Raw genomic sequence first — 23,218 nt, forward strand, 5'->3', positions numbered from 1 at the left:
TAGATGACGATTCCGGACCAGTCGTGAAACAAGTCCGTTGGAATCGTTCTACCAGTGCCACGTTCGATTGACGAAACGACGATTTCTCCTCGCCTTCCTTCGGTATTCTCTCCGCTTTCCCCTCACAGGTGCAGGCGAACGACGAATCTCGACCGATCGTCACACTCTGTCGTTTTCGGTTCGAACACGGAGGATGAAGGATTCGAGCGGGGAGGGAATTGCTGGCATCTGGAGGCACAGTTCGACGGTTGTCTGGTAGAATTAGACGTGAAATATCCCTCCAGGCACCTGGCTGGAGGGCTGTTAACAGGTTTGGGATAGGCGTGACTCCGCGTACTGAGGAAACCGTTCGAGTCCTCACACTGTCGTTGAGAGGTGCTTGTTATTCCGTACTAAGATGGGTAGATCGACCCTTGAGCCCGGGAAATAGCGCTGCCAACAGATGAGATAGCAGCGAACTACGCTACTATACTCCGGGGGAAATCATGAACGGCCAATCAAAACCGCCGTCGTCTCCGTCATCCTTTTTTTTTAGTTTCATCTTGACATCCTCTTCGTCCGAGTCCTTGATCGTGACTTTCTTTTCCGCCTCTTTGTACCCGTCTGCGGATACGATAACCGTGTAATCGCCGGGCTCGAGATTGGGGATCTCGTATGTGCCGTCATCTCTGACCTCCGTACTCCTGCGGAGGTTTTTGAGGTGAACCGTGGCGCCGTCAATCGGTTCGCCGCTCTCGTTCGTTACGGTTCCCTGAATTGAGTACGTCTCCTGATCTTCTTCGATTGTCAGCGTAACTGGATCGTCTCTCGAGCTATCGAGCTGGATGGTTTTATCGTCGGTTCCGTATCCTTCAGCGGTTGCGGTGAGCGTGTATTCGCCTTCACTGGCCTCTTTGAACAAGATCTCACCGTTATCCCCGACGGTTTCCGTCATGGTCTCCCCGGACGGTAGGTCGATGGTGAGAGTTGCGCCTGAAACCCCGTTGCCGTCCTGATCTTCCACCGCCACTGGCAGTGAATACGTTTCGTCACCGCCACTATCGTCGCCGCCGGAGTCTCCGCCACTGTCATCGCCACCGGAGTCTCCGCCACTGTCATCGCCACCGGAGTCTCCGCCACTGTCATCGCCACCGGAGTCTCCGCTGCTATCATCGCCACCGGAGTCTCCGCCACTGTCATCGCCACCGGAGTCTCCGCTGCTATCATCGCCACCACTGCCGTCACCGGTATCGGCACCGTCGCCGCCCGCCCCACCGCTATCGCCGGCCTGATCGGAGCCGCCCATGACGCCGTCGATCGCGTCGCCGACTGAGACGCCACCGACTGCGAGTGTCACCCCGGCTACCAGGAAGACGACGCCACAGATGACGAGCAAAATCTGGACGCTGCTTTGAATCGATCGGGTCTCCGCACGCTGTTGTTGGGTATTGCTGCGCATAGGTACTAATCCAGTTCGGATAGTCGTTGATTACGCACTCCCCGTCTCGTCCGTCCCCGAGACGATGGGTTCGGATGATACGGTTTCCGATCTGTTCGTGAATGTCGTTCTGTCGCCCCCGAGTACCCCCATGAAACTCGAACCGAGTGGAGGATTTCGGTATGGTAACTTGTGTGTTGCATGCTGCCGGCCACGAAGCCCGCAGGATGCAGTTACAAGTGAGTTCATTTGATCAACGTTTCTTCTGTTGGGGCATCACTATACAGAGGATAAGGACGTTTCAACTATCGCAACTATCGAGTTTGCGCCCGAAACTCGCCTCGCGTCTTCGTGGCCCAGGTGGCCGACGTCGTTCGATCAGCGTCGGATTCGTCAGAGTCGCGTCCGTTTCACCGGCCGATTCGGCCCACTCGTCCGATCCATACTCGATTCGACACCACAGCATCGCTCGAGTACCCACCGCGACTGCTGTGGACGGGAGGTATCGAGTTGCTCCGGAGCGGGAATTCGAGTTCGCGGCCGACGACGGTGAGAGTGCTGGGGCCGATGGACTGTGTACTGGAAACGATGATTCCGTCCGGGACGTTCGAACCCGTCTCGCGCGGACTCGATCGACTTCCAGTACGGAACGCGGTGGTGATGATTTTTCCACCGATTCGCCGCACAGTAAAACCGAATTACCCGACCGAGGGGGAGTGCGCCAGTCGTTCATTAGGAAGTCGTAACAGCAATTTGGACTGCGCTCACCGTTCGTTGACGTACCGCCGAACGAGCGCGTTTTGTACGGATTTTCGGCGCGGAGGTGGAACAGTCGTGCGGCTTTTGAGTGTCCTCAGTGTAGCCGCAAACGAGGGTACCACGAACCATGAGCGAGTCCACCACGAACGAACCGACGGCCGGTGAATCGACCACCCGCAGGCAGGGTGAATCGGACAGTCAGAAGTGGCTGAGTGGTTTGGTCTCCCTGATCGGTCTCTGGATGGCCGTTTCACCGTTCGTCTATCCGGAGGCGACGGCCATGCTGTGGAACAATCTTCTCGTCGGTGGGGCCATCTTCCTCCTTGCGGGCTACAACTACTATCGGATCACTACCGGCCACTCGACCAGTACCGGCGTGATGTCGCTCGTCGCGTTGCTCGCGCTGTGGATGATCGTCTCTCAGTGGGCCATCGGCGGTGAGGTTGCGATGAGCGGCCTCACGGTCGCCGGAACGGGGCTCGTCTGGAGTAACGTCATCTCCGGAATCGTCGCCGCCGTGCTCTCGGCGTACGTCGCGTACGCAGGCGGCCGCGGCGTCCGCACCGGGACGGCCGCCGGAACCCGGTAACCGACCATCCGAGTGTCCGTTTTTCGTCGGTCGTCGAACGGACCAGCGTCTACCGACGGTTAGCTATCACCCGGCGGACCAGCGGAATCGGGTCGGCCCCGCCCGTCGTCGTCCGACCGTCCGCGCTCGTCGTCGAAGGGGCCGCTGTCGCGTTCGGCTGCCTCGTCTTCCCCGTCATCACCTAATGCTTGCTCGATCGTCCGCTCTATGCCGCCGAGTTCCGACTCGGGGTCGGGTCGCTCGGGCGTGTCGTCCGAGGGCGATCCGAGCTCGGCCGCAGGCCCGTCGCCCTCGGACTCGGGAGTCGGAGTAGCGTCGCCGCCACCGGCCGCTGTGTCACCGCTGTCCGTCTCGGCGTCAGTCGATCCGACTCGCTCGCGCTCGGCCGCCGTCTCGTTCGCCTCCCGGTCGGCCGCTGTCTCGTTCGCCTGGTTTACCGACGAGCCGTCGTGCTCCGTCTCGGCTGGCGAGGAATCGTCGGCCGTGAGTTCGGGTGCGAAGACGGAGACGATGGCACCGAACGTGAGCAAGACGGCGGCGATGGTGACGAGCAACGCGACCGCCGATGGAAGATCGTCGCGAAATCTGGACATTCGACACCGTGTCAGGACGCCGTCCACCCGCTTTGTTAATCTCAGCCCATACCCGATCAGGCACGGAGTTCGGTGGCCCTTCGGACCGTCTGTGACTGGTTCCGTGGCTCTCGAATCCCCTCACGCGACCGACGGCGCGGCCCGTTCGCGAAGCCGTCCCGACTCGGGCGGCCGAACAATGATATAGCCGGCGCTCCCAGTGGGACCAACGGATCTCGCCGACAATGACCAGCCATTACGATCACGCCCAGGTACAGGAGTTCTGGCAGTACGTCTGGGAGCGCGACGACGTCTACGCGCTCGACGAGGACGCCGACGATCCGACCTACGTCCTCGGTATGTTTCCCTACACGTCCGGCACGCTCCACATGGGGCACGTCCGAAATTACGCGATCACGGACGCCTACTCGCGGTATCGTCGCATGCAGGGGGACGATGTCCTCCACCCGATGGGATGGGACGCGTTCGGCCTCCCGGCCGAAAACGCGGCAGTCGAACGAAAGACCGACCCGCGGTCCTGGACGCAGGCCTGTATCCGGCGCATGCGAGAGGAACTCGAGACGATGGGCTTTGGCTACGACTGGTCTCGGGAGATCACCACCTGCGAACCGGAGTACTACCGGTGGAACCAGTGGTTGTTCGAGCGCCTCTACGAGGCGGGACTCGTCGAGTACGAGGCGGCGACGGTCAACTGGTGTCCCGACTGCGAAACGGTACTCGCCGACGCACAGGTCGCGGAGAACGACGGCGATCGGGTCTGTTGGCGCTGCGAGACGCCGGTCGGTCGGCGAGAACTCGACCAGTGGTTTTTCACGATCACGGACTACGCCGAGGAACTGGACGACGGACTCGACGACCTTACGGGTTGGCCCGACGGCGTCCGCGAGATACAACGCAACTGGATCGGCAGACAGGAGGGCGCGAGGATCGCATTCGACGTGTCATCCCGCGGGGGCGGAGGCGGGAGCGGGGATGGTGCCGAACCCGTCGAGGTCTTCAGCACGCGCCCGGAGACGATTTACGGCGCGACCTATCTCGCGGTGTCGCCGGGTCACGAACTGGCGCGCGAGTTGGCTGCGACGGACGACGAGGTCGCGGAGTACGTCGATATCGTCCGCGAGCAGGATCCCGACGAGGTCGGGTTCGCCGGCGTCGAAACCGAAGCGACCGCCGTTCATCCACTGACCGGCGCAGAACTTCCCGTATACGTCGCTGGCTACGTCCTCGAGGACGTCGGTACGGGTGCCGTAATGGGCGTCCCCGGCCACAACGAGCGCGACCACTCGTTCGCGATCGAACACGACCTGCTGATCGACCGCGTGATCGTCCCCAGCGACGATCCCGGGGACGAGAACGACGGTCGAAGCGGTGCTCCCGCCGAAACGGCACCGTACACCGGCGAGGGGGTGCTCCAGGGAAGCGGTGAGTACGACGGTCTCGAAAGCGAGGCGGCACGTGGACGACTCGTAGAAGACCACGACGCGCTCGAGGAAGCCGTTACCTACCGCCTTCGCGACTGGCTCATCTCCCGACAGCGGTACTGGGGGACGCCGATTCCGGTGGTCCACTGCGAGGACTGCGGCCACGTCCTCGTCCCGGACGAGGAACTCCCGGTCGAACTTCCCGAGTTCGTCCAGACGACCGGCAACCCCCTGGATGCAGCCGAGGCGTGGACCGAAACGACCTGTCCCGACTGCGCCGGTCCGGCACGTCGAGAGACGGACACGATGGATACGTTCGTCGACTCCTCGTGGTACTTCCTGCGCTTTCTGTCGCCCCATCTCGAGGACGCGCCGTTCGACACCGATCTCGCGAACGAGTGGATGCCGATCGACGTCTACGTCGGGGGCGACGAACACGCCATTCTCCACCTGTTGTATACCCGCTTCTTCACGCGGGCGCTCGCCGATCTCGGTCTCCTCGAGCGCCGAGAGCCGATTCGGGAACTCATGAGTCAGGGGACGGTGCTGTACGACGGTGAAAAGATGTCCAGTTCCAGGGGAAACGTCGTCGCTCCCGACGAGTACGGGGCGGAGACGACTCGGCTGTTCGTTCTTTCGGCGGCCCACCCGGAACAGGACTTCGAGTGGACAGCCAACAACGTCCGCGGAGCCTACGACCTCCAGCAGACACTCTACCGGATGGCGACCGACTTCGTCGAGGAGGGCAATCCCCGTCTCGAGCGGCGAGCGCACGACGAATACGTCGCCCGCGAAATCGACCGGGCGACCGCGGCGATCACCGATGAATACGAGCGGTTCCGGTTCCACCGCGCCGCGACCGAAATTCAGGAACTCGCGCGTCTCCTGCGGCGGTACCGCGAGTACGACCGCCCTCACGGCGAGGTCTATCGGCGCGGCTTGTTGACCCTCGCCGCGGTGATCGCTCCCATGGCCCCGCATCTGGGCGAGGAGTTGTGGAACAAACTCCGCGGCGAGGGCCTGGTCGTCGAGGCCGAGTGGCCGGCGCCCGAGCGCGACGCATCGGCGTACCAGCAGGAGCGTCGTCTGATCGATCGGACGCTCGAGGACGTCCGGGACATCGTCGAGGTCGCCGCCATCGACGAACCCGAGCGAATCGAACTGGTCGTCGCCGAGGAGTGGAAGTACCGGGCGGCCGAACTGGCCGATCGAACCGACGGCGACGTCGAATCGGTACTCGACGGCGTCCTCGAGGAGGACAGCGTCGACGCCGACCGGGAAACCGTCGGGGCGTTCGTCGCGGAGCACTTCGGGAGCGACCGCAACGCGGAAAGCGGCCAGCGACTCACGGCGGACGGCGAGTGTGCGATTCTCGAGCGTTCGACCTGGCTCGTGACGGACGAGTTCGGTGCTGACGTCGTCGTTCGCCGGGCGACCGCGGACGACGAACTCGCGACCAAAGCCCGACCCGGAAAACCGGCAATTCACATCAGCTGACGGCGTCCCGTTTCGGTTCCCGGATGCGGCCGGACGGTGGTCGTCGTGTCACGGGAATTCGCTCCCCGGCCGGTCCCGGGGTCGTCGGAGGGACAGTTTTATTTCAAATACTATTAAACATTATTGTACTATGATGGAGGGTGGCGATAACATCGCGATGTCGTCCGGAGGGCCGCCGAGTCGGGCCGTGATCGAAGCGATCGCCGATGCCGAGGGGGTTCAGCCGGCTGAGATTGTGCCACCGGCGTACGAATCGCTCTATGCCGCCGTCGATCCCGACGCCCTCGACGCGCTCTTCGGTGATCGATCGTCCGGCGTGAGCAGATCGCGCGGGACCGTCTCGTTCGAATTTTGTGGTTACGAAGTCACTATCGACCGGGACGGGCGGGTGCTGCTGGAGGACCTGTCCGGAACGACCGATTGACCGTCCACTCCGCGTGGTGGTCGCCGTTCCGGCGTGGCTCACGCCGGGAGTCACACAGATTCGAGGAGAAAGTCCACGACTTCAATCGTGGGAGTAGTCACACACGGAAAGACCCTTTTCGACGAAGCATCGATTGCAGCAACGATGACGAGCCACTACGAGGCCCTCGGGCTCACACCGGACGCCGACGAACAGGCGGTCCGGCGGGCCTACAGGGTCCTCTTGAAGGATCATCATCCTGACCACGGTGGCTCTCGCGAGCAGTTCCTTCGGATCAAGGAAGCGTACGAACACATTCTCGGTGAACGGGCCCCCAACGACCGCGAGACCGACGGGGGTACGCGGTCTGAGGGCGGACGGGGACTCGAGACGCATGGCCGAGCGAGCGGTGGTGCGATCACACGCGACGGTTACGACCCGTACGACGATGTACACCCAGCACGGCCCCGACGAGGGCGGGGAGACCGGTTCGGACACCGAGCGGCACCTCTTCGAGCTGAAACCGCTGGTTCGCGAGCGGCTCGACCGATTCCCGTTCGAGCGGGAGTGAGCGCGGTCGGGCCGGACCCGGTCGTGGTCGGCCGATCGAGAGGGGCGGCGAGCCACCGACTCGGCGCCGAACAACAAGCATGATACGGCGGTGCTTCTAACGTCCGATAATGGCAACCGCTGACGCGAGACGGCGACTCCGGGAGCGGCCGATGGGCGTAACGATCCTCTTGACGATCATCGGCTACGCGTTGGTACTCGGAACGTTCCTGCTCGACGTGCCGATCTATCCCGACCTCACGCGGGCACAAATCAATCTGCTCACGCACGCGATCGCCGTGATAAACACGACGGCGACGATTCTGCTCGTCAGCGGCTGGTACTGGATTCGCGCGGGCGAGATCAGAAAGCACCAGCTCTCGATGATGGGCGCGTTCGCGCTGATCCTGCTGTTTCTGGTCGTCTATCTGCTCAAAGTCGGCGGCGGCGGCGAGAAGCACTTCGTCGGTCCGGACCTGGTCTTCTACGCGTACCTGATCATGCTCGCGATACACATCGTCCTCTCGGTCGTCTCCGTGCCCGTCGTCCTCTACGCGTTGATCCTCGGGCTCACTCATACCCCCGCCGAACTCAGATCCACGCCCCACGCCAGGATCGGCCGTATCGCCGCCGGCGCGTGGATTCTGAGCCTCACGCTGGGGGTCGTCACCTACGTTCTACTCAATCACGTCTACGACTTCGAGTTCGCGTCGATGCTCGTCCCGATCGTCTAACGACACGCCGGGAAGACGCGGACCGATAAGTTATCCGGCCGCCGCTCGTACGACCGTCTAACGAATGCAATTCGTCGAAGAAATCGTCGTGGACGAATTCCTCCCGACCGTCCGATCGCTGCTGGCCAGCAACCTGCGCGATCGGGGGCTCACGCAGAGCGAGGTCGCCGACGTCCTCGGTATTAGCCAGAGTGCGGTCTCGAAGTACGCCCACGGCGACGTGACGATCAACGACCGCATCGCCGGCGACGACCGCGTCCGAACTCTCGTCGAAGAGCTCGGAACGGGGCTGTCGGCCGGCGACATTTCGCCGGTGCAGGCGCTGATCGAACTCGAGGTGCTGGTTCGTGACCTCGAATCCGGCGGGGACCTCCTCGCACAGCTCCACGAGGAGGCCGTTCCGGAACTCGCCGACCACGGAGCGGGATTTCGAGTCCACGATCCGGAGAGCGAACGGCGGGCCAGCGAACGCGTCCTCTCGTCGGTTCGAAAGGGATTGAGCGTCCTCGAGACGGCGAGCGGCTTCGCCGGTCTCATTCCGGCGGTCGGCTCGAATCTGGTCGCGTGCACGCCCGATGCCGAGGACGTCGACGACGTCGCGGGTGTGCCGGGTCGCATTTTCGACGTGAAGGGCCGAGCCACCGTCCCCGCGGCGCCCGAATTCGGCGTCTCCGAACACGTCGCCCGTGTCCTGCTCGCCGCTCGGCGCCACGGTTCTGAGGCCTCGGCGGCGATCAACATCAGATACGACTCCGAATTAGTGGACGAATTGGAAGAGCTGGGCCACGTCGCCGCCGAATTCGACGAATCGGGTGACGTCTCGTCGAGCGTCGGCGCGGCGATCGAAGACGAGTCCGACGCCACGGTGTTGTACCAGACCGGCGGCATGGGCATCGAACCGCTGATATACGTCCTCGGTCCGGACGCACAGTCCGTGGCGAACACGATCCGGTCGTGTACCTGAATTCGGCGGGTGAAACGACGAATGTCGACGGAATCCGCACAGGAGTTCTACGGCCGCTGGGCGCGTCTCTACGACGTGATTGCGCGTCGGACGCCGGGAATCGCACGGCTCCGACGGCGAGCGGCCGCCGCCTGCCGACTCGAGCCCGGCGACACCGTCGTCGAGATGGGGTGTGGGACCGGTGCGAACCTTCCCTTTCTCCGCGAACGGGTCGGTCCGACGGGAACCGTGATCGGGATCGACTTCACGCGACAGGTCCTCGAGCGAGCGCGCGCGGCGACGGCGGACTACGACAACGTCTCCGTGGTGCGCGGTGATGCGACGCGGCCGCCGCTCGGGACGGGGGCCGCAGCCGCCGAAACGGACGGCGGCGAAATCGACGCCGTCCTCGCCACGTTCGTCGTGGGCATGCTTGAGGACCCCGTCGCTGCAGTGGACGACTGGTGCGATCTCGTCGGTTCCGACGGGACCGTCGTCCTCGCCAACGCCGCGCGGAGCGAGACGTGGTACGCGCCGCCGGTCAACGCCGTCTTCCGGGCGATCGTGATCCTCTCGACGCCGCCGACGATGCAGTTGCGCTACGAGAACGATCCTCACATTCGCCTCGACGAGAAGATCGACGCCGCTCACGCCCGCCTCCGCCACCGGAGCGCCGCCGTCGCGGACGAAACGCACGTCCTCGGGGTCGTTCGGCTGACCGGCGGTCGACTCGAGTGACCGGCGGACGATTCGACCGGTCGTCGGCCGTATCTATCTTTAATCAGCGAGAGAATCCCGGCGTTTACGCCGGGCGTGAATCGCGTCACTGGACCACCACTCCACCGTCGATAGCAGACTGGATATTCAACACTAATCATACCATACCATTAAGTTGGATTGTCTACATAGGCTATATATGGCGATTCAGGTCACTCGTACCTACAGTGGTTCCATCCAGAACCAGCGACAGGTCTGCGAGGGCCTTGATTCGCTCGGTGATTCTGCCTCGAAAATCTGGAACGTCGCACGCTGGACAGCCGACCGCATCTGGGAAGAAACTGGCGAGATTCCCGATGAAGGAACGCTGAAAGCGTACATGAAAACCCGGTCGTGCTGGAAAGACTTGAACGCACAATCCAGTCAGAAAGTCATTGAAGAACTTTCTGACGCTTTCCAGTCGTGGTTCGACCGCCGACAGACAGACGATACGGCGAATCCGCCCGGCTACCGCAAACACGGCGATACCCGTCCTCGCTCCACGGTTACCTTCAAAACAGACGGATTCAAACACGATCCCGAGAACAACCGCGTTCGCCTCTCAAAAGGCTCGAATCTCAAAGACTACTGGTCGGACTTCATCCTCTGTGAATACCAGACACGCCCGGACGTTGACCTCTCAGAAGTCAACCAGGTACAGAATGTCCGAGCAGTCTGGAACGGCAACGAGTGGGAACTGCACTTCGTCTGCAAAGTCGAACTCGAAACCAACGATTCGGCATGCGACGGAGTGGCAGGCATCGACCTCGGAGTCAAGAACATTGCCACGGTCGCGTTCCCGGACGAGTACGTCCTCTACCCCGGCAACTCGCTCAAACAGGACAAGCACTACTTCACCCAAGCAGAGTACGACACCGAGGGTGAGAACGGGCCGTCAGAGACGTCGATGTGGGCACGTCGGAAACTCGCAGAACGGGAAACACACTTCTACCACACCCTCACGGGCACCATCATCACCGAATGCGTCGAACGAGATGTTGGCACGGTCGCGGTGAGTTGGCCTGAGAAAGTTCGAGAATCGGATTGGGGGAAGACCGGAAACAAGAAGTTACATACGTGGGCGTTCGACCGCATCTACCAGTATCTCGCGTACAAAGGCGATGAACGTGGCGTTGAGGTGCTGAAGGAGAACGAGTGGAACACCTCGAAGGCGTGTTCACGATGTGGCGATGACACGAAGTCGAACCGTGTCGAACGTGGCTTGTACGTCTGCTCGTCCTGTGAGTTGGTTGGGAACGCGGATTGTAACGGGGCGGAGAATATGCGCCAGAAGATAACTCCGAGTCCTCATGGTGAGGATAGGAGTAACGGCTGTGTGGCACAGCCTTCGACACACATGTTCGACCGCGAGAGCGGGACGTTTCACACGAGAGAACAGGTCGTGTCGTAGACCGGCAAATATCCCAACCTGCGGGACGGGAAGCTCCGGCGTTCACGCTGGGGAGGATGTCACACCGACAGTTCGAGTCCCTCGTACTCCCCGATGCGCCGAGCTATCGCGTCCGAAATCGGGCTCGAGGTCTGCGTTTCGGGATCGACGTGAACGATCGTCGTCTCGGCCGTGGCCGCCACGTCGTCACCGACGCGGATCTCGTAGGCCATCGTGCAACTCGACTCGCCGAGTCGGGTGACCGAGAGGGCGACGGTGGGGTCGTCGCCCGTCGTGATCGGCCGCTCGTAGGAGATTTCGAGGTTGGCCAGGACGAACGCAGCGCCCTCGGCGCTTCGCCCCGCGACCTCCTCGAGGTAGGCGCCCCGGGCGGATTCGAGGTACGTCGCGTAGACGGCGTGGTTGACGTGGTTCATCGGATCGAGGTCGCGAAACCGTACCGGAACGTCAACGGTAAACTCAGCACTCGTTGTGCGTTGTCGAAGACCGCTGGGGAAAAGTACGCACTGGTTCCGAGACGGTGGCACCAGTAAAGCACTGGGAGGGACCTTCGCCGACGCTGTCGACGGGATGGAGGAAACGGTCTCCGACGACGTTCCGCGAGCGAAAATCCGCGATCGGACGACGGAGAGCATCGCCGCCGTCTTACATCAGTTCGGCGGCTTCGGACGCCACCTCGGCGTTGACGAACGCGATGACCCGATCGCCGGTCTGGATGATCCTGCTTTCGCGCGGCGTCTGGAGTTGGCCGTTGCGGATGATTGCACCGATGACGACGCCCGCCGGCAGTTCGGAAACCGCATTTTTGAGGGGCTTCCCGGCCAGGGTACTCCCCTCGTCGATCACCACCTCGAGGACTTCGGCGTTGTCGTGTTCGAAAACGCCGATGTTCTCCGGTCTGGACCCGTAGATCACCTGGAGTATCTTGCCGGCGATAATGTCTTCGGGGTGAACGACGACGTCGAGTCCGGTCTCCTCGAACAGTCCGACGACCGCGGGGTCGTCGACGACGGTCGCAGTTTGGCCGACGGCCTGTTCTCGAGCGAGTTGCGTGAGTAAGTAATTCGTATCGTCATCGACCGCCCCGACGACCAGATCGGCGTTCGTGAGGAAGTCGGGCTCGAACCGCCCAACGTCCGACGTGTCGACCTCGGATGACGACAATCCGCGCAACTGCGTCGTGAGTCCGACCGCTTGATTCGGATCGCGCTCGACGACTTGCGGGATCCACCCCCGAGCTTCGAACTGCTGGGCGATCTGGTACCCCAGTACGTCGCCCCCGACGATGACGATGTCGCTATCGGCGTCGAGGCTGGGCTGCGAGGAGATGTCCTCCGCGAACTGACGAACGCCGTGTAGGCTTCCGATGACGATGAGGCGGTCGCCGGACTGCATAACGGTGTCTCCCTCGGGCGTGAGGATGTCGTCATCACGGAGGATCGCAACGAACGTAGCCGACGGGTAGTGGTCCGTCTCAGCGATACTCTGTCCGGTCACCGGCGTGTCCTCGTCGATGACGAACTCGGCGACTTCCACTCGACCGTCGGCGAAGGTCTCGACGGCCTCGGCACCCGAAAGCGCGACGGTCTGGACGACGGCTTCGGCGGCGAGCACGTCGATGCAGAGCATTCTATCGACGCTTAGCCCTCCCTCGAGCGATTGCCAGGTCCGGTACAGTCCGACGTCCTTGACGCGGGCGATGGTGTGCGGGTCGCCGGCGTGCTTGGCCGCGTTGCAGACCATGACATTGGCCGCGTCGCTATCGGTGCTCGCCACGACGATCTCCGCCCGATCGATGCCGGCCTCCTGAAGCACGGAGACCGAGCGGCCATCGCCGACGGTACCGGACACGTCGAGTCGCGACGTGAGGTCATCAATTCGATCAGCATCTCGGTCGATGACCGCCACGTCCTGGTCTTCCGCGAGGTCGAGCGCGATGTTGGAACCGACATCGCCGGCACCGATAATGAGAATCATGTGCTATCTCTTGGCACGTAACCACCCTCGCGATTGTAAACCTTACAGGTGCTCTCAGTTCGATTACTGGCCGAGCGCAAGCGTTGTTTCCAGCCGCCTGACGCGGGCAAACGGACCGTCGGCGAGAGTTCGCGCGAACCGCCGGGGTGCGCGTGACCGACGGCTCGGACCGTCTCACTCCCCGTACAGCCGCGCGTGCTCGGTGCAGAACTCGGGGTCGCGGAGTTGGGCGTCGATCAGGTCCTCGTGGTAGTGGGCGTCGAACAGCCGGCAGCCCTCCCGATCGCAAAACGGCTCGCCCGTCTCGAGGTAGTCGAGGGCCTGCAGGACGTACCCCTTCAGCGCGTCCGTCGTTCGGGGGTCGTCCTGGATCAGAAACTCGCCGTCGACCTGGTTCTCGAGGACTTCCCGCGGCGGCGCGTCGCCGGACAGCAGGGCGTGTCGCTGCTTTTCTTTGTAGTACGCCTCGGGCTTCGCGGGCGCCTCGTAGAGGCCGGGGACCGAGACGAGAGCCGGTTGTCCGAGGACGGTCACGCGCTTGTGCCAGCGGCCGTCGTGGTCTCCCCACGTCCCGATCGCCCGGTCTATGACCGCCACGTGCAGCGTCTCGAGCCCGCGCTCGTCCTCGGGCACCGCGGCGTTGAACGCCCGCTGGATCTGTTCGCCGTCGTAGAGGACGCCGCCTTCGCGGTCGGGATTCGCGAGCGCCCGCTCTTCGTAGCGGATCGTCCCCAGCATCGCGTTGCCGGTCTCGCGTTCGTACGGTGACGACACTCGCGCCTCGGCGAACCGTTCCGCGAGGTCGTCCGTGCGATGGACCTCGAGAAAGCGGTCGCGAACGGTCACGTCCGCGTCGATCCGTCCCTCGAGCCACGCGGCGACGTCGTCGATTTCCGCCCTCGTCGACGGCGCCCGGTAGCAGATGACTCGTTCGACCATGCCTCGGGTAATCGCGGTCAGTCGTCGGCCGGTGCCGCCCGTGAGGTGAGTTCGACGGGTTCGGCGTCGACTTCGAGTTCGTCGAGTGCGACCTGGGCGGCGCGCTTGCCGGAGACGAGCATGGCACCGAACGTCGGCCCCATCCGCGGGAGGCCGTAGGTCGTCGCGGTCGCCATCCCGGTCGCGATGAGGCCGTCGTGGACGATGCCGGTGTGTTCGACGACCGCGTCCTCGCTCTTGCCGACCCACATGGAGTCGTGGCCGGGCGAGTCGTGGCCGGGCGCGCCGTAGGTGTCGGAATCGGTCTGATCCATGACCTGGCCGCGGTCTCGCGCGTCCTGTATGCCGGGGGCGTCGAGGACGCCGCGTTCGTCGAGTTTCGTGACCGCCATCGCGTCGTGGCCGGTCGCGTCGATCACCAGATCGGCCTCGACGGCGATCGGATCGACGCAGGTGATCTCTCTGGGGAGCGCGTGGACCGGCGTCCAGTTCATCACGATCCCCGAGACCCTGTGGTCCTCGCGGATGACGATGTCCGTGAACTCGGTCATATTCTGCATCTTCGCGCCCGCGTCGCAGGCGGCCTTGATGAGCCCGGAACACGCTTCGGGACCGTTCGCGACGTAGAGTCCGTCGTTCTCCTGGGCGCGTTTGTACGAGACCTCGAGTTCGTCGAGGACCTGCTGTGCGGGATCTCGAACCGTGACCTTGTTCATCAGGAAGCCGCCGAGCCAGAAGCCGCCGCCCAGGTAGTTGTTCTTCTCGACGACCATCGTCTTGACGCCGCGCTCTGCGAGTTCCTTCGCCGCGGTCAACCCCGAGGGGCCGCCGCCGACGATGATTACGTCCGAATCCGAGAAATCCATGAACTCCTCGGTCCACTCCTGTCCGATCGCCCGCGTAACGTCAGCTTCGCCAACCTGACTGAACTGTTCGAAGTCGCTCATACAACTAGGTGGTAACACCAGGTAGTGTTAAGTCAGTTGCGGTCGCTCGTTCACGATGGACAACTTTCGTGAGGGTTAGTCAGCGCCGCACACTGTGGAACCCGTGGCCGGGGAGCGGGGGATCGCTCGAGGGACGGTGTCGACCGTCCAGCGGCGTTCGACGACGGCGATCGGTGGCGTAATGGCACGAGAGTGGGCGAGCGACGGCTGACGGGCGGCGGAACGGCCGACCGATCAGTCGTCGACGAACTCCGACTCCCGGTCGCCGCCTGCGGACCGGTCCCCACCCAGGAAGTCGTCATCGCGGTCGGTTCCGGATTGTCCGTCGATAACGCCTTCGGCCCAGGTCCCGAGTCGGAACCAGACGACCGCGACGACGAAGGACGCGATCATCCCGAACGCGAGCGCCCACCAGATACCCTCGACGCCCCAGCCGAGGCCGTCGATCCGCACCCCGATCACGGGGACGGTCACGGTCCAGGAGAACGCGAGTCCGAGAACGAGCGGGAATCGAAACACCCACCGCGAGAGGATCGAGAGGATCATCGCTTCGCGGGTGTTGCCCGCCCCGCGGAACGCCCCCTGAATCACCATGACGCCGGCGAAGGGTGCCCAGAAGAGGGTGGTGATCCGCAGGAAGACGACGCCTTCGGCGATCACCGCGGGATCGGCGACGAAGATTCGAACCGCGGCCGCCGGAAACGCGAACAGGACGACTGCGACGGCGAAGATGATTGCCATCGTCGCGGCGGTGGCCGTCCGCGCGACGGCGGCTGCCCGGTCCGCCGACTTTGCACCGAGGTTCTGGCCCACACCCGTTGCGGTCGCCTGGCCCACGGCACCTGCGATGGCCCAGGTAACCGACATCAGTCGGACGCCGATACCGAACGCTGCGGTGGGCGCGGCGCCGAACCGAGCCACGAATCCGGCCATCGCCACCGCCGCGAAGCTGCGGGCCCAGCCGTCGAGCGTTCCCGGGGTCCCGATCTCGAGCAGCCGCTTCTGGATGTCGATATCGGGCGTCAGGTCGCGGATTCGGAGCCGGACGCCGAACCCTCCGTCGAGGAGAATGGCGATGCCCGTGGCGGTGGCAAGCCCGCGTGAAAGGAACGTCGCGATGGCCGCTCCGCGCGTTCCCATGGCTGGGACCGGCCCCCAGCCGAGGACGAAGAACGGATCGAGGACGACGTTGAGACCCGCCGAGACGACGATGAGCCACATCGCCGTCTTCGTATCCCCCGCTCCCTGTAACGAGGCCCGAAAGGCGAAGAAGAGGAACGTGAAGGGCAACGCCAGAAAGATCACTTCGATGTAGGCCAGTGCTTCGACGAACACCTGATTTCGGGCGCCGATGAGCGTGAGCAGCGGCCGGCGAAACGCGAATCCGAGGACCGCGAGAACGCTCGAGACGGCGAGCGTGAGCAGGATCGTCTGCGCGACGACGCGGTCGGCCGTTCGGTCGTCGCCCGCGCCGACGTACTGGGAGACCAGGGCGATGGTGGCCGCGGTGATCCCCATCGCGGTCGAGACGAACATCCACGACAGCGGAAACATCAGCGACACGGCGGCGACGGCGTCGCTGCTCACGCGGCCGACCCAGAACATGTCCGCCAGGTTGTACACCGTCTGGAGCAGGTTGCCCAGCACAAGCGGCCACGCGAGGTGAACCAGTTTCGGCGATATCGCTCCCGACGTCATGTCGACGCGCTTGCGCTCCGGATCGGTTGCAGCCACGAGATACTCGCGTGTGAATCTCACCCAGGCGAAGTAAAAGGGCTCGGCTCTCGGGAGCAGTTACCGGTTTTCGGTACCGCCGCTGCGTCTCGACGGATCGGCCGAAAAACAGGTCTCGATCAGCTCGGCCGTTCCATCGACCCTTCGTCCGTCCGAGTAGTCTCGGTCCGGTCGCCCCGGTAGGTATCGAGATCCAACAGTCGGTTGATGACACACCGCTGGAGGACGCCGGTGGCGAAGAACACTGCGCCGACGACGACCATCACTGCCGCGAGGACCGGACCGATGGCGACGGCGCCGACGAGTGCAGCCGCACCGATCACCACCAGCATTGCTCCGCCGACGAGGCGCCAGATGCGATCGAATCCGCCTACGTTTTTCTCCATGGTATCTCTCTCCGCGTGTCTACGCGCACTGGTCCAGAGGACTCGAGGAGACATAAGCAAGACGTCACCACGGACCGAACCGGAGTCCGCACCACCGAGCGCCGCTGGATCGATTCAGAGTCGGCGGGCGGTCGCGACGACCACAAATCACAGCGTTGGATCGCGATTCGCCGGGACTACCGCGGGCGAACCACGACACGATCGTTCGACACGACCTCGAATGGTCCGACTGCGATGCGTGGTCTGGAGACACACCGATCGTGCTTTCGCTCGCACACGCCCGCGTGACGCACAACACACGCACACCCGCGCTGTCGGCCGGTTTTGGCGAAAACGTTATCAAACGTTCAATCGTAACGAGCGACGATGCACGATATTCGTCCGTCGTCGGGACCGCTCGCTCGAGGGGGTGATCCGCTGTGGAGCTGATAATTACGGAGAAGGACAACGCAGCCCGCCGGATCGCCGACATCCTGAGCGGCGGCACGTACGACTCGAGTCGCGAGAACGGGGTCAACGTGTACGAGTGGGGTGGCAAGCGCTGCGTGGGGCTGTCGGGTCACGTCGTCGGTGTCGACTTCCCGTCGGAGTATTCGGACTGGCGGGACGTCGAACCGGTCGAACTGATCGACGCGAGCGTCGAGAAGACGCCGACGAAGGAGAATATCGTCGCGACGCTTCGGCTCCTCTCGCGGCGGGCGGAACGCGTGACGATCGCCACCGACTACGACCGCGAGGGGGAACTGATCGGTAAGGAGGCGTACGACATCGTCCGAAACGTCGACGAGGACGTCCCGATCCGTCGCGTGCGGTTCTCTTCGATCACGGAAAACGAAGTGCAGAACGCGTTCGACGAACCCGACGACCTGGACTTCGATCTGGCCGCGGCCGGCGAGGCGCGCCAGATCATCGATCTGATCTGGGGTGCTGCACTCACGCGATTCCTCTCCCTGTCCGCGGGTCAGCTCGGCAACGATTTCATCTCCGTCGGTCGCGTGCAGTCGCCGACGCTGAAGCTGATCGTCGACCGCGAGCGCGAGATCGAGGCGTTCGATCCGGAGGACTACTGGGAGCTGTTCGCCGATCTGACGAAAGACGACACCACGTTCGAAGCGCAGTACTTCTACCGCGACGAGGACGACAACGAGGCCGAACGCGTCTGGGAGGAAGCGATCGCCGAGGACGTCTACGACACGCTCGCCGAACGCGACGTCGCGACCGTCGTCGACGTCAACCGGCGGACTCGAACGGACACGCCACCGACGCCGTTCAACACGACCCAGTTCATCCGCGCGGCCAGCGCGATCGGGTACTCGGCCAAACGGGCGATGTCGATCGCCGAGGACCTCTATACCGCCGGCTACGTCACGTACCCGCGGACCGACAACACCGTCTATCCCGACGACTTAGATCCCGAGGAACTCCTCGACGACTTCGTCGGCCACACGACCCTCGGCGACTCCGCCGAATCACTGCTCGAGGCCGACGACATCGTTCCGACCGAAGGTGACGAGGAGACGACCGACCACCCGCCGATCCACCCGACGGGCGAGATTCCGGGTCGCGGCGACGTAAGCGACGACGAGTGGGAAATCTTCGAACTCGTCGTGCGCCGATTCTTCGCGACCGTCGCCGAAGCCGCGGTCTGGGAACACCTCAAGGTCGTCGCCCAGGTCGACGAGTACCGGCTCAAGGCCAACGGCAAGCGCCTCGTCGAGGCCGGGTACCACGACGTCTATCCGTACTTCAACACCAGCGAGAATTACGTTCCGGACGTCGACGAAGGTGAAGCGCTGGCGCTTTCGGACGTCGAACTCGAGGCGAAACAGACCCAACCCCCGCGCAGGTTCGGTCAGTCGCGGCTCATCGAGACCATGGAGGACCTCGGTATCGGCACGAAGTCGACCCGCCACGACATCATAGAGAAGCTGTACGATCGGGGCTACGTCGAGAGCGACCCGCCGCGGCCGACGCGGCTCGCGATGGCCGTCGTCGAGGCCGCCGAGGACTACGCGGATCGCGTCGTCAGCGAGGAGATGACGGCCCAACTCGAGGCCGACATGGACGCGATCGCAAACGGTGACGCCACGCTCGACGACGTCACCGACGAATCTCGCGAGATGTTAGACGAGATTTTCGCGAACCTCGGGGACTCCCGCGACGAGATCGGCGACCAGCTCCGCAAGTCCCTGAAAGACGACAAGCGGCTGGGGCCGTGTCCGGAGTGTGGCGAGGACCTCCTCGTACGCCGGAGCCGACACGGCTCGTACTTCATCGGCTGTGACGGCTACCCCGATTGCGAGTACACGCTGCCGCTTCCCTCGACCGGCAAGCCGCTGATCATGGAGTCCGAGTGCGAGGAACACGGACTGAACGAGATCAAGATGCTCGCCGGCAGACAGACGTTCGTCCACGGCTGTCCGCTGTGCAAGGCCGAAGACGCCGGCGAGGGACCGGTCATCGGCGACTGCCCGGAGTGCGGTGAGGAACACGGGGGCGAACTGGCGATCAAAACCCTCCAGAGCGGCTCCCGGCTGGTCGGCTGTACCCGATACCCCGACTGCGAGTACTCACTCCCGCTCCCCCGGCGCGGTGAAATCGAAGTCACCGACGAGTACTGCGACGAACACGACCTCCCGGAACTCGTCGTCCACAGCGGCGACGAACCCTGGGAACTCGGCTGTCCGATCTGTAACTATCAGGAGTTTCAGGCCCGCGAGAGCGAGTCGGGCTCGGATCTCGAGGCGCTCGACGGAATCGGGTCCAAAACGGTCGAGAAGCTCGCCGACGCGGGGATCGAAGATCTGGACGACTTGACCGAGGCGGATCCCGACGCGGTCGCTGCGGACGTCGAAGGCGTCAGCGCGGATCGCGTGCGAAGCTGGCAGGCGAAGGCGTAGACAGAGAGAGGAAGAAGATCACACTCGTTTTTCCACCTCTCGGACGCCTTCCGAGAGGGTTCGTCGCTTGAAATACATCGCTTCGACCGCGAACACGACCGCCGCGATGACGACGACCAGCCAGAAGACGGCCGGGAGCTGCGAGTAGAGGTACCACGTCAGCATGACGAAAAAAGCGGCCGAGCCGATTACTCCTACCAGCGGCGGGACGGGATTGACGTCGACGGCCTCTTGGTCGCGCACCGTCAGCGCGAGCGCGCTCATCGCCCCGAAGACGACGATGAAAGCCAGGGAAGCGAACTCGACGACGGCCTCGAGGCTCCCGAGGGCGGTAAAGGCAGCCGTCAGAACGCCGATGACGATCACGGTACGCTTGGGAGCGGCGTCGGCCCCCGCTTCGCCCATCTCGTCGGGGAGGATATCGTCGCCGATGAGGGTCTTCGCGAAGAGGGCTTCGCTGAACATGGTCGAGTTGATCGCGCTCGCCGTCGAGACGAGGCCGGCGATTCCGACGGCCAGTGCGAGCCACTTCGAGATGGCAAGCGCCCCGTAGAGCAGCGCCGGTTCCGGCTGGGCTGCGATCACCTCCTCCGGTAACAGCGTCGTGATTACGAACCCGACGAGGACGTAGATCGCTGCGGCGATCGGGATCGAGACGAACACGCCCTTCGCGAGCGTCTCGTCCGCGTTTTCGAACTGTTCTTGATCGTAAAACAGGAGCTGCCACCCTTCGAACGAGACGAACCCGACCGACGCCGCGATGATCGGGTTGAGTCCGAGTTCTGCGAAGCCGAGGCGCAGTTGGTAGTGGGTAGCGCCGAACCAGAGCCCGACGATGCCGAAGGCGGCGATGATCCCCGCCTGTACGAACACGAGGTACCGTTCGACTGCAGCCGACGACCCCGCGCCGAGGAGATTCAATCCGACGAAAGCGGCGACGACGCCGACCGAGATGAATTGCCGGACGGGGAGGCCCCAGACGTACTCGAGGCCGACCAGCATCTGGCCGTACATGCCGAACGCGTAGGCGTACATCGCCATCGTCCCGACGTAGCCGACGACGAGCGTCCAGCCGACCACGCCGGCGGTCGTCGATCTCCCCGTCAGTTCCTCGATGTACGAGACCGAGCCCCCGTTGGTCTCGGTCGCCTCGTTCAACTTGATGTACGCGTACGCACAACAGAGGACGACGACGGTCGCGAGCGAGTAGGCGAACCACGTCAGGACTCCCGCCGCGGCGACGACGATCCCGATCGCCGCGTAGATGCCGCCGCCGACGATGCCGCCGACGCCCAGGGAGACGGCCGTCGCGACCCCGAATCCCTCGCCACCATCGCCCTCGCTCATGGTCAGGACCCCACCGTCACGACGTCTTCTCCTGCAGCGACGCGCGGGTTCTCCCGTGCGATCGGATGGACGCGAAAGTTTCGCACGTCTTCGGCCACGGCGAAGCTATTCTCGAACGAACAGATCGGCAGACACACCCGATCCTCGAGCAGCCGCGTTATCGCCGTTTCGTAGCGTTTTCGGCGCTTTTCACGATCTCTCGTCGTCCGCGCCGCCGCGAGTCGTTCCATGACCGCGTCCGCTCGATAAAAGGTCCCGTTCGTCACGCCGGCCATGTTCTCGTGGAACGTCGGATAGAGGTGCGAATCCGGATCCGGCGTCCCGGCGATCTCACCGACGAACACCGAGTAATCGCGCTCGGAACCGGTGACGGACTTCTCGAGGAACACCGATTCCGGCTTCGAGACGACGAGCGCGCCTCGACCAGCGTCCCTGAGGCCACCGGCGAGCGCCTCGCCGAACTCCTTGTGTTTCGGATCCATCGACGTGAGAACGCGTATCTGACCGGTCGCTTTTCCGACCTCGTCGAACAGCCGTCGGGCACGGTCGATGTCTTTCGGAGGTGCGAGCGCCGCCCACTCGTCGACGGGCATGTTCCACGCGCGGGCGACCTGCGGTGGCAGCGGGCCGTACTGGCGTCGTCCCATCGGCTCGACGAAGTCGGCGACCGCCTCGTCGAGGTCGATGCAGTAGCCGATCGCGTCCCGAATCCGACGATCGGTGGTCGGCCCCTGGTTCAGGTTGAATCCGAAGTAAAGCGACGTGTAACCCCGTCGTCGTCGCACCGAAGCGTTCCCCACCTCGCTTACGTGATCGACGGTAAGCGGCGATACCGGTTCGATCGCGTCGTTGCGATCCGTTCGGAGGCTGGTCAACTGCGTCATCGGAAATTCGACGTAGGCCATGGTGAGCGCCTCGATGGCCGGCTTCGGATTGCCCCAGTAGTCGGACCAGCGACGCAGTTCGACTTTCGTCTCTTCGCTGAACGACGCCACCTCGAAGGGCCCGGAGCCGACCGGTTCCGTCGCGAACGCCGCCCTATCGTCCTCTCGCACATCTCGAGGGACGATCGAGTGCGTCAGCGCGTGATCGAGACCGGGAAACGGCGCCGCGAGCGTAAACCGGACGGTCCGCTCGCCGACGGCCTCGACAGAGTCGAACGGGTTCACCCGCCACGCCGTCGGTGCGTCCTCCTCGAGCGGCGCGGTAAACGAGTAAACCACGTCGCCAGCGGTCACCGGCCGGTCGTTCTGGAACCGCGCATCGTCGTCGAGTTCGACGACGAACGTTCGTTCGCCGTCTTCGAACGTCGGCTCGCCGGCCGCGAGTTTCGGAACGACGTCGGTTCCCTCGCCGTAGGCGTAGAGACCGTCGAAGACTCGTTCGATCGCCTGTTCCGAGCCGAGGGCACGTGCGGAAATCGGATCGAGCGTGACGGGCGGTCGAAGCGTCCCGATGCGAAGCGTCGACTTCGATCCCGTCCCGACCGACGTCGAGCAGCCCGCGAAGGCCCCCAGTCCGGTGGCGCCGGCGATGGCGAGAAGGCGACGTCGAGTCGGTTCGTCCGACCGCTCGTTCGTCTCGCTGCTCGTTCGGTTCCGGTCGCTGTGTACCGTCCGTCGGCGTCCCGTGGTCATCTTTTGGTCCGAGTTCCCGCCTGGAGCGGGTTCCGGTCGGTCATGTCGGCGCGAACGGTGGTGTACTACTCCCCTGCAACTGACGGGAGCGGACAATTTCACCGCTTACCCGGCTACCGCCGCCCTCCGATGGCGTTCCGCTGCTCGAGTCGCGGCCGCGGTCGACCGATCCGGCGTGTCGATTCGCGAGCCACTGCTCCGACGACGGATCCCGACGCTTCGGCCCCTCACGGTCGATCTGACGATGCCGGGCGTAGCATTAACTGAGAGTCTCTGTAC

Annotated in this window: 19 protein-coding genes; 9 read left to right on the forward strand and 10 right to left on the reverse strand. The window is 63.8% G+C overall.

From position 1 onward, the window contains the following. Window positions 1–466: 466 nt before the first annotated feature. Entirely contained in the window at window positions 467–1,285 is an 819-nt protein-coding gene (locus NJT13_RS17290) for a carboxypeptidase-like regulatory domain-containing protein (protein ID WP_254522954.1), read from the reverse strand. Window positions 1,286–2,303: 1,018 nt separating this feature from the next. On the opposite strand from NJT13_RS17290, the gene NJT13_RS17295 reads away from it, so the two are divergent. Continuing rightward, a complete protein-coding gene (locus tag NJT13_RS17295; RefSeq protein ID WP_254522955.1) occupies window positions 2,304–2,765 on the forward strand; it encodes an SPW repeat protein in 462 nt (153 codons plus the stop codon). A gap of 59 nt (window positions 2,766–2,824) precedes the next feature. Here NJT13_RS17295 and NJT13_RS17300 read toward each other — a convergent pair whose 3' ends face one another. Next, window positions 2,825–3,358 (reverse strand): ICP22 family protein, encoded by a 534-nt coding sequence (locus NJT13_RS17300; RefSeq protein ID WP_254522958.1) that lies wholly within the window; start codon window positions 3,356–3,358, stop codon window positions 2,825–2,827. A 224-nt stretch (window positions 3,359–3,582) separates the two neighbouring features. Between NJT13_RS17300 and leuS the strand changes: the two genes are divergently transcribed. The 7 genes from leuS to NJT13_RS17335 all read left to right on the forward strand — a co-directional run bounded on the left by leuS (window position 3,583) and on the right by NJT13_RS17335 (window position 11,072). Then, window positions 3,583–6,276, forward strand: coding sequence for a leucine--tRNA ligase (gene leuS, locus NJT13_RS17305; protein WP_254522959.1), 2,694 nt, complete (start codon window positions 3,583–3,585; stop codon window positions 6,274–6,276). Between the two features lie 130 nt (window positions 6,277–6,406). Continuing rightward, a complete protein-coding gene (ddfA, locus tag NJT13_RS17310) occupies window positions 6,407–6,700 on the forward strand; it encodes a DdfA family disk-determining factor (RefSeq protein ID WP_254522960.1) in 294 nt (97 codons plus the stop codon). A gap of 144 nt (window positions 6,701–6,844) precedes the next feature. Beyond that, window positions 6,845–7,333, forward strand: a complete 489-nt coding sequence (locus tag NJT13_RS17315; RefSeq protein ID WP_254522961.1) for a J domain-containing protein — start codon at window positions 6,845–6,847, stop codon at window positions 7,331–7,333. Window positions 7,334–7,359: 26 nt separating this feature from the next. Then, on the forward strand, window positions 7,360–7,962 hold the full coding sequence (locus NJT13_RS17320) for a DUF420 domain-containing protein (protein ID WP_254522963.1): 603 nt from the start codon (window positions 7,360–7,362) through the stop codon (window positions 7,960–7,962). Between the two features lie 64 nt (window positions 7,963–8,026). Next, window positions 8,027–8,926 carry a thiamine-phosphate synthase family protein gene (locus NJT13_RS17325; protein WP_254522964.1) on the forward strand — a complete coding sequence of 300 codons (900 nt, stop codon included), beginning with the start codon at window positions 8,027–8,029 and terminating at the stop codon, window positions 8,924–8,926. Window positions 8,927–8,947: 21 nt separating this feature from the next. Beyond that, on the forward strand, window positions 8,948–9,643 hold the full coding sequence (locus NJT13_RS17330; protein ID WP_254522967.1) for a class I SAM-dependent methyltransferase: 696 nt from the start codon (window positions 8,948–8,950) through the stop codon (window positions 9,641–9,643). A gap of 178 nt (window positions 9,644–9,821) precedes the next feature. Further along, window positions 9,822–11,072 (forward strand): RNA-guided endonuclease InsQ/TnpB family protein, encoded by a 1,251-nt coding sequence (locus tag NJT13_RS17335; RefSeq protein WP_254522969.1) that lies wholly within the window; start codon window positions 9,822–9,824, stop codon window positions 11,070–11,072. A gap of 59 nt (window positions 11,073–11,131) precedes the next feature. Here NJT13_RS17335 and NJT13_RS17340 read toward each other — a convergent pair whose 3' ends face one another. The 6 genes from NJT13_RS17340 to NJT13_RS17365 form a co-directional block, all read right to left on the reverse strand. Beyond that, window positions 11,132–11,599, reverse strand: a complete 468-nt coding sequence (locus NJT13_RS17340; protein ID WP_256549404.1) for an acyl-CoA thioesterase — start codon at window positions 11,597–11,599, stop codon at window positions 11,132–11,134. Between the two features lie 118 nt (window positions 11,600–11,717). After that, the gene (gene trkA / locus NJT13_RS17345) at window positions 11,718–13,049 is read right to left on the reverse strand and encodes a Trk system potassium transporter TrkA (RefSeq protein WP_254522973.1); all 1,332 of its coding nucleotides are present in this window, start codon (window positions 13,047–13,049) and stop codon (window positions 11,718–11,720) included. Between the two features lie 174 nt (window positions 13,050–13,223). Next, a complete protein-coding gene (locus tag NJT13_RS17350) occupies window positions 13,224–13,988 on the reverse strand; it encodes a DUF7001 family protein (protein ID WP_254522976.1) in 765 nt (254 codons plus the stop codon). A 17-nt stretch (window positions 13,989–14,005) separates the two neighbouring features. Next, a complete protein-coding gene (locus NJT13_RS17355; RefSeq protein WP_254522979.1) occupies window positions 14,006–14,935 on the reverse strand; it encodes a sulfide-dependent adenosine diphosphate thiazole synthase in 930 nt (309 codons plus the stop codon). Window positions 14,936–15,169: 234 nt separating this feature from the next. Then, window positions 15,170–16,669, reverse strand: coding sequence for an MATE family efflux transporter (locus NJT13_RS17360; protein ID WP_254522982.1), 1,500 nt, complete (start codon window positions 16,667–16,669; stop codon window positions 15,170–15,172). A 119-nt stretch (window positions 16,670–16,788) separates the two neighbouring features. Beyond that, window positions 16,789–17,055 (reverse strand): YgaP family membrane protein, encoded by a 267-nt coding sequence (locus NJT13_RS17365; protein WP_254522984.1) that lies wholly within the window; start codon window positions 17,053–17,055, stop codon window positions 16,789–16,791. 419 nt (window positions 17,056–17,474) lie between these two features. On the opposite strand from NJT13_RS17365, the gene NJT13_RS17370 reads away from it, so the two are divergent. Continuing rightward, window positions 17,475–19,955 (forward strand): DNA topoisomerase I, encoded by a 2,481-nt coding sequence (locus NJT13_RS17370; RefSeq protein WP_254522985.1) that lies wholly within the window; start codon window positions 17,475–17,477, stop codon window positions 19,953–19,955. Between the two features lie 18 nt (window positions 19,956–19,973). Here the strand turns inward: NJT13_RS17370 and NJT13_RS17375 are convergent, their stop codons facing one another. Further along, window positions 19,974–21,302, reverse strand: coding sequence for an APC family permease (locus NJT13_RS17375; RefSeq protein WP_254522988.1), 1,329 nt, complete (start codon window positions 21,300–21,302; stop codon window positions 19,974–19,976). 2 nt (window positions 21,303–21,304) lie between these two features. Then, the gene (locus tag NJT13_RS17380) at window positions 21,305–22,939 is read right to left on the reverse strand and encodes an ABC transporter substrate-binding protein (protein ID WP_254522990.1); all 1,635 of its coding nucleotides are present in this window, start codon (window positions 22,937–22,939) and stop codon (window positions 21,305–21,307) included. Between the last annotated feature and the right edge of the window lie 279 nt (window positions 22,940–23,218).

It is taken from the genome of Natrinema caseinilyticum, assembly GCF_024227435.1.
Taxonomy (GTDB): domain Archaea; phylum Halobacteriota; class Halobacteria; order Halobacteriales; family Natrialbaceae; genus Natrinema; species Natrinema caseinilyticum.

What these genes read in the sequence shown, in the direction of transcription:
- leuS (WP_254522959.1), top strand. Translation starts at nt 3,583, where the DNA reads ATGACCAGCCATTACGATCACGCCCAGGTACAGGAGTTCTGGCAGTAC.
- NJT13_RS17300 (WP_254522958.1), bottom strand. Translation starts at nt 3,358, where the DNA reads ATGTCCAGATTTCGCGACGATCTTCCATCGGCGGTCGCGTTGCTCGTC.
- NJT13_RS17325 (WP_254522964.1), top strand. Translation starts at nt 8,027, where the DNA reads ATGCAATTCGTCGAAGAAATCGTCGTGGACGAATTCCTCCCGACCGTC.
- NJT13_RS17375 (WP_254522988.1), bottom strand. Translation starts at nt 21,302, where the DNA reads ATGAGCGAGGGCGATGGTGGCGAGGGATTCGGGGTCGCGACGGCCGTC.
- ddfA (WP_254522960.1), top strand. Translation starts at nt 6,407, where the DNA reads ATGATGGAGGGTGGCGATAACATCGCGATGTCGTCCGGAGGGCCGCCG.
- NJT13_RS17330 (WP_254522967.1), top strand. Translation starts at nt 8,948, where the DNA reads ATGTCGACGGAATCCGCACAGGAGTTCTACGGCCGCTGGGCGCGTCTC.
- NJT13_RS17295 (WP_254522955.1), top strand. Translation starts at nt 2,304, where the DNA reads ATGAGCGAGTCCACCACGAACGAACCGACGGCCGGTGAATCGACCACC.
- NJT13_RS17380 (WP_254522990.1), bottom strand. Translation starts at nt 22,939, where the DNA reads ATGACCACGGGACGCCGACGGACGGTACACAGCGACCGGAACCGAACG.
- NJT13_RS17290 (WP_254522954.1), bottom strand. Translation starts at nt 1,285, where the DNA reads ATGGGCGGCTCCGATCAGGCCGGCGATAGCGGTGGGGCGGGCGGCGAC.
- trkA (WP_254522973.1), bottom strand. Translation starts at nt 13,049, where the DNA reads ATGATTCTCATTATCGGTGCCGGCGATGTCGGTTCCAACATCGCGCTC.
- NJT13_RS17355 (WP_254522979.1), bottom strand. Translation starts at nt 14,935, where the DNA reads ATGAGCGACTTCGAACAGTTCAGTCAGGTTGGCGAAGCTGACGTTACG.
- NJT13_RS17320 (WP_254522963.1), top strand. Translation starts at nt 7,360, where the DNA reads ATGGCAACCGCTGACGCGAGACGGCGACTCCGGGAGCGGCCGATGGGC.
- NJT13_RS17350 (WP_254522976.1), bottom strand. Translation starts at nt 13,988, where the DNA reads ATGGTCGAACGAGTCATCTGCTACCGGGCGCCGTCGACGAGGGCGGAA.
- NJT13_RS17315 (WP_254522961.1), top strand. Translation starts at nt 6,845, where the DNA reads ATGACGAGCCACTACGAGGCCCTCGGGCTCACACCGGACGCCGACGAA.
- NJT13_RS17335 (WP_254522969.1), top strand. Translation starts at nt 9,822, where the DNA reads ATGGCGATTCAGGTCACTCGTACCTACAGTGGTTCCATCCAGAACCAG.
- NJT13_RS17365 (WP_254522984.1), bottom strand. Translation starts at nt 17,055, where the DNA reads ATGGAGAAAAACGTAGGCGGATTCGATCGCATCTGGCGCCTCGTCGGC.